This is a genomic window from Robinsoniella sp., assembly GCF_034124845.1.
Window position 1 is genome coordinate 1 of the sequence record NZ_JAWYAJ010000157.1, and the last position, 5,284, is coordinate 5,284.

At 38.6% G+C, this 5,284-nt stretch carries 7 protein-coding genes; 5 read left to right on the forward strand and 2 right to left on the reverse strand.

Going from position 1 to position 5,284, the window contains the following annotated elements:
- Window positions 1–186 precede the first annotated feature (186 nt).
- Window positions 187–546 carry a hypothetical protein gene (locus ACH2DQ_RS07475; RefSeq protein WP_394916017.1) on the reverse strand — a complete coding sequence of 120 codons (360 nt, stop codon included), beginning with the start codon at window positions 544–546 and terminating at the stop codon, window positions 187–189.
- A gap of 176 nt (window positions 547–722) precedes the next feature.
- On the opposite strand from ACH2DQ_RS07475, the gene ACH2DQ_RS07480 reads away from it, so the two are divergent.
- The 3 genes from ACH2DQ_RS07480 to ACH2DQ_RS07490 all read left to right on the forward strand — a co-directional run bounded on the left by ACH2DQ_RS07480 (window position 723) and on the right by ACH2DQ_RS07490 (window position 2,938).
- Entirely contained in the window at window positions 723–1,304 is a 582-nt protein-coding gene (locus ACH2DQ_RS07480) for a helix-turn-helix domain-containing protein (RefSeq protein WP_394916018.1), read from the forward strand.
- A gap of 163 nt (window positions 1,305–1,467) precedes the next feature.
- Window positions 1,468–1,695 carry an HPr family phosphocarrier protein gene (locus ACH2DQ_RS07485; RefSeq protein WP_394916019.1) on the forward strand — a complete coding sequence of 76 codons (228 nt, stop codon included), beginning with the start codon at window positions 1,468–1,470 and terminating at the stop codon, window positions 1,693–1,695.
- Window positions 1,696–1,861: 166 nt separating this feature from the next.
- The gene (locus tag ACH2DQ_RS07490; RefSeq protein ID WP_394916020.1) at window positions 1,862–2,938 is read left to right on the forward strand and encodes a hypothetical protein; all 1,077 of its coding nucleotides are present in this window, start codon (window positions 1,862–1,864) and stop codon (window positions 2,936–2,938) included.
- 41 nt (window positions 2,939–2,979) lie between these two features.
- On the opposite strand, the gene ACH2DQ_RS07495 is transcribed toward ACH2DQ_RS07490, so the two are convergent.
- Window positions 2,980–3,522, reverse strand: coding sequence for a hypothetical protein (locus ACH2DQ_RS07495; protein WP_394916021.1), 543 nt, complete (start codon window positions 3,520–3,522; stop codon window positions 2,980–2,982).
- 409 nt (window positions 3,523–3,931) lie between these two features.
- Between ACH2DQ_RS07495 and ACH2DQ_RS07500 the strand changes: the two genes are divergently transcribed.
- Window positions 3,932–4,585, forward strand: a complete 654-nt coding sequence (locus ACH2DQ_RS07500; protein ID WP_394916022.1) for a response regulator transcription factor — start codon at window positions 3,932–3,934, stop codon at window positions 4,583–4,585.
- Window positions 4,586–5,284 (forward strand): HAMP domain-containing protein (locus ACH2DQ_RS07505; RefSeq protein WP_395026196.1); only part of this gene is annotated, 699 nt, incomplete at its 3' end.

Here is a 5,284-nt window from a genome sequence, read left to right on the forward strand (position 1 = left end):
TAGAGCGCTGCGTTCGGGACGCAGAGGTCGTGGGTTCGAATCCCGTCGCTTCGATTCCTTGGCAGGGGCGCCGGAAACTTATATTTTAATAGGTTTCCGGTCTTTTTTTGTTTAAAATCAGAAAGGGAAGGACACGCTGGTCTTGATTCTAAAGAATTAGGTAAAGACTCCTGGGCAATATTTGTATTATTCAATATCCGTAAAGAAATGGGTATCCACTTCTTGGACGGACAAGGTCATAAGAGGATTTTCCAGCTTAACCTTAATGTCTTTTGCTACATTTATGAAGGAATCTTTAAATGCTTCTTTATCCCAGGTCTCAATGGGATTTCTTGTAACCGTTATAACATAAGCCACTTCACCTAAACTACATCCACGGACCTTCCCGCATACAAGCCGGTTTACATCTATAAAGCCTGTGACATATATGCCCGAGCTTAAGTATTCGTCATTAGCACTGTCTTCCCATAACTGGGCAATATATTCCTCGCTATAATATTTCATCTCAAGTCCGTAGAATGTTAAGATATATTTTTCCGTTATCATGATACCACCAAAGAATAATTGATTATATTAAAGTATGATAATGCAGGATAATTGATACTTTTTTGATGATTTTGGGGATGTAAAAGGTTTTTTACATCAAAAATAAGGCGATGGAAAACAGTTTTGATAGCAGGAATCAACGCTCCGGGATAGAATGAAAGCAGGAGGAAATCAAAATGGAGATTAGCAGACAAATAAAAAAATACAGACAGGAATTTAAATTATCCCAGGAGGATCTGGCAGAGAAAGTATTCGTAACCCGGCAGACCATTTCAAACTGGGAAAACGATAAGAACTATCCGGATATAAACAGCCTTGTGCTTTTGAGCAATCTCTTTGGTACTTCTCTTGATATTTTAGTGAAAGGAGATCTGGAGCGAATGAAGGAAGAAATTAAGACGGAGGATATAGCAGTTCTGAAACGTGACAGCACAATTTTTACGGTATTGCTTGCAGCCACTGTGGTATCAATCGTGCCGCTGTTTCTGTATTTGGATTTTGCGGGAATTGCGATCTGGATAATTTTGTTTGGTATTACCATGTACTATGCAATCCGCATTGAAAAACAAAAAAAAATCCATGAAATTAAGACTTACAAAGAAATTGTAGCTTTTATAGAAGGGAAAAGGCTGGATGAAATTGAACAAACCCGGGAAAGTGGAAAGAGACCATACCAGGCAGTGCTTTATATAATCGGTTCCGCGCTGATAACTGCATTTGTTGTGATTGTAATGTATCTGTTGCTTGGCAAGGCATGACTCCCCAATTAACGACCGGCGCAGAAAATGCAAAGACCGTAAAATTTTACATGTTTTCATAAGATTTTTCTATTCTTTTTTGATCGAAAGAGGATTATACTTAAGCTAACAAATAGGCAGACAAAAAAAGTCTTTAGTTCAGGATAAGAAAGGAGGAATTTGTATGAAACGGTTCACCTGTAAATTCTCCTCCGTGGAGGATATAGTGGCATTCGTAGACCGCGCTGAGAAATGTGATTATAATATTGATGTAAAATACGATCATGTACTGGTTGATGGCAAGTCGATTATGGGGCTGGTCAGTTTGGGAATTGAGAAGACAGTGGAAATCATCTGTTACAGTGATCATGCAGTGGCGGAAGCATTAGTTCCGGGGGCTATTGCGGCATAGAGACCAGATTAGCAAATTTATAAAAGGGTTACAGATATTAGATGGCAGTTGCGGGCTGAAAGGCGCACAACTGCCATTTTCGACAGAAAATATTGCAAAGTAATGTAAATTATGATATTCTCTTAAAAGTATTATCATGTTTTATTAGAAAGTGGAGAACATTAACATGACGAAGAAACAAGTATTTCGAACAGCAGTATTTTTTGTGCTTCTGGTAGGTATATTATGGGGATTAAATACCCTTTTTGTGCGTCCGGCTGCAGATGGTACTACAGCTCGATACCGTGCATTTTATAAGGAAGAAAAAGAAGATACCTGGGATGCGGTTTACATAGGAAATAGTGTTGTGGAACGTGCATGGGCGGCGCCTCTTGCCTGGCATGAACATGGAATTACTGTATATTCTATGTCTACTGATTTACAGCCAATGAATCTAACAGTCAATGTATTAAAGGAGGTCAAGAAAAAGCAGGATGTCAAACTTGCCATAATTGATCTCAGGGGCATTCGTGAGAGCAAATTAATAGAGCGTGATTATAAGGTACGGCGCCTGACAGATAGTATGCAGTTTTCTGAAAACAGACTGGATACGATCAATAATGCTTTTGAATTTGCAGAAAATTACCGAAAAGAAGACTACGATTTAGATGATAAAATTTCCCACTATATTCCGTTTTTGAAATATCATTCCAGATGGGAAGAATTGAGTAAAACAGACTTTGTAAAACCCAAAACCAAAATGAAAGGTGTCTATGAACAGACTGCTTTTAAGATACGGAACAAAGAAGGAACTGCTATCACAAATGAGGTAGGGGAATTGAGTGAAACACAGCTAAAGATTCTGACAGAAATTATGGACTATGCAAAAGAAAATAGAATCCAGCTTCTGTTTACCGCTGTTCCCACACGTATAGGGAGTGGAGACCAGAAGCAGATTAACCGGGCATTTCAAATTGCAGAGGAGAATGGATTTCCGGGAATTAACTTTAACACAGAGGAAATGTATCAGGAACTTGGTATTGATTTCTCAGCAGACTTTTGTGATACAAACCATCTGAATTCCAGAGGCGCAAGAAAACTGACCACTTATCTGGGAAAATATCTGGCGGAAAATTATGATTTTAAGGATAAGCGTGGTGAAGAAGAATATAAAAGCTGGGATGATGCCTGGAGTGAATATACTGTCTTTTATGAGGAAGGCTGGAAAATGGCAGATGAAAAAAGAGCTGCAAAAAATAAATGAAAAACAGGTTGGATTTCTATGTTTGAAATCCAACCTGTTTTTTAACGTCTTAAAACTTTCTGGCTTTGCCAGAGGAATATCAGATATAAGATACCGGCAACCAATTGAACGATTGCAATAATAAATGTAACAATAGATGCTAATATATTTATAATAGGAATGTACATCAATAACTCGCAGATCAGTGAAATCACCATACATAAACCATATAATTTCCAGATCAGTCCCGCACGGCTGACCAGTGTCTGGTCTACACCCCACAAAATCCCGGCTGTAGCCTTACAGATATAGAATACCGACAGGAATGATAAGATGGTGTTCGCCATGCCAAGCATGCCGGAAATAAATCCATGATTAAAAAACAATCCAATGATGTTAACTGCCAGATTTACGATCGTAATAAAAAAGGCTGTCTTATAATCTTCGCTGACTCCGGACAGGACATAAATAGCGTACAGACAGATAACAAAACTAGCCAGTACGGCTACCATCCCCAAAATCGGGATAAAGCCCAATAGTCCCAATATCTGACCTATAAATAAATAGTATATACCGTTTCCGGCTCTTCCTCCTAAGCTTCCCAAATGAATACCCCCTTTTATATTAAATGATAATCATAGTGTAGCATAGGATGAAAAATAAGTCCATGTTAAAATGCGGTCTGATAGTCATCCCTCATGAAATCCCCAATATCTGAAATGCCGTTATAACACCATCTTTTCTGCCAGAAATATGAGTTTGTTTTTTCGACTTTTTTCATATATACTGAAACTGATAGTCTGAAGATAAGAAAAAGTTTGAAATGCATCATACATGATACAAAAATGATGCAACTTTGGCGCAAAATAGAAAAGAATAATGTTGCAAATATAAACGAGGGAGTATAGGTTGAAAGAAAAATTTGATACAGAAAGGGAGCCACGGTGTGATTCTTTCAACCGGTTTATTGTGGCAGTATTGCAGGCATGCCTGTAATATGCAATGGGTGTAAAAATGATAAAAATACTGGTTGTTGAAGATGAAGAACCGATTTCTAATTTGATTCGCATGAACCTTGTGAAAGCAGGATATCAGTGTGAGTGTTCATTTGATGGTTTAGATGCGGCTGATAAAATGGCGGAGGGAAATTATGATCTGGTACTGCTGGACATCATGCTGCCAAAAATTAATGGATATGAATTACTGGAATATGCCAAGACCCTGAATCTTCCCGTTATATTTATAACGGCTATGGGATCCTTGGATAATAAAGTAAAGGGGCTTCGCCAGGGAGCAGATGACTATATCACCAAGCCATTTGAGATTATAGAACTGCTTGCCAGGGTGGAGAGTGCCCTTAGAAGATATAATAAAGCGGAAAAGGTTATCCGCATTCTGGACATTGAAATCGATGTCTCTTCCAGGGTGGTCAGGCAAAAGGGAGAGCAGGTGCTGCTTACCTTGAAGGAATTCGAGTTGCTGCTGCTTTTTGTGCGCAATAAGAATATAGCCCTTTACCGGGAGACAATCTATGAAAATGTATGGGGAAGCAGTTATCTGGGAGACAGCAGAACTGTAGATCTGCATGTACAAAGGCTGCGAAAGAAGCTGAATTGGGAAACTTATATTGTTGCCGTATATAAAGTGGGATACAGACTGGAGGTTTAAATGAAATTTCGCTGGAAGATTTTCTTTATTTTTACGGCATTGATTGCAGTCGTATTCAGCATTTTCGGCATTTGGATAGTGACAGCCACCTTTCAGTCTTCCCTGGACAGGGAGATCGACCGTGGAAATTCCGAAAATAAAATGTTCCAGTTTGCATTTGAAATGTCCGTAAACTCATTAGGGGAAGAATATCTGGTTATAGATGATAAAGTGATTAAGGATATCGCCAATTCACTGAAGAAAAGTGTTGGAGGCAGCAACAGCTATATCAGAGTTTATGATAAACAGAAAAATGTACTGTTCAGTGACGCAAATATTAAGTCGGATACGGATTTTATATCAAGACTTCAGACCAATAATTATGGTTATGAAATCGTAAATGAAAATGACGGATATTATCTGATCGTTATGTGTAAAAGCGAAAGCAAGGAAAGTGTATTTTATCTGGAGAATATCATGGATATTTCTTACATATATTCAGAACGGGAACAGCTGTTTCAGCGGTATCAGATTGGGATTGTGGTGCTGTTAGTGGGAACCGGATTTGTTACTCTGGTACTATCTAATTATTTGACCAGGTCTGTGGTAACCCTGTCTAAGGTAACCAGAAAGTTTTCCAGGGGAGATTATCAGATTCGGGCAAAACGTGTCAGCGAGGATGAGATTGGGGATCTGTCCCAGGACTTTAATGATATGGCT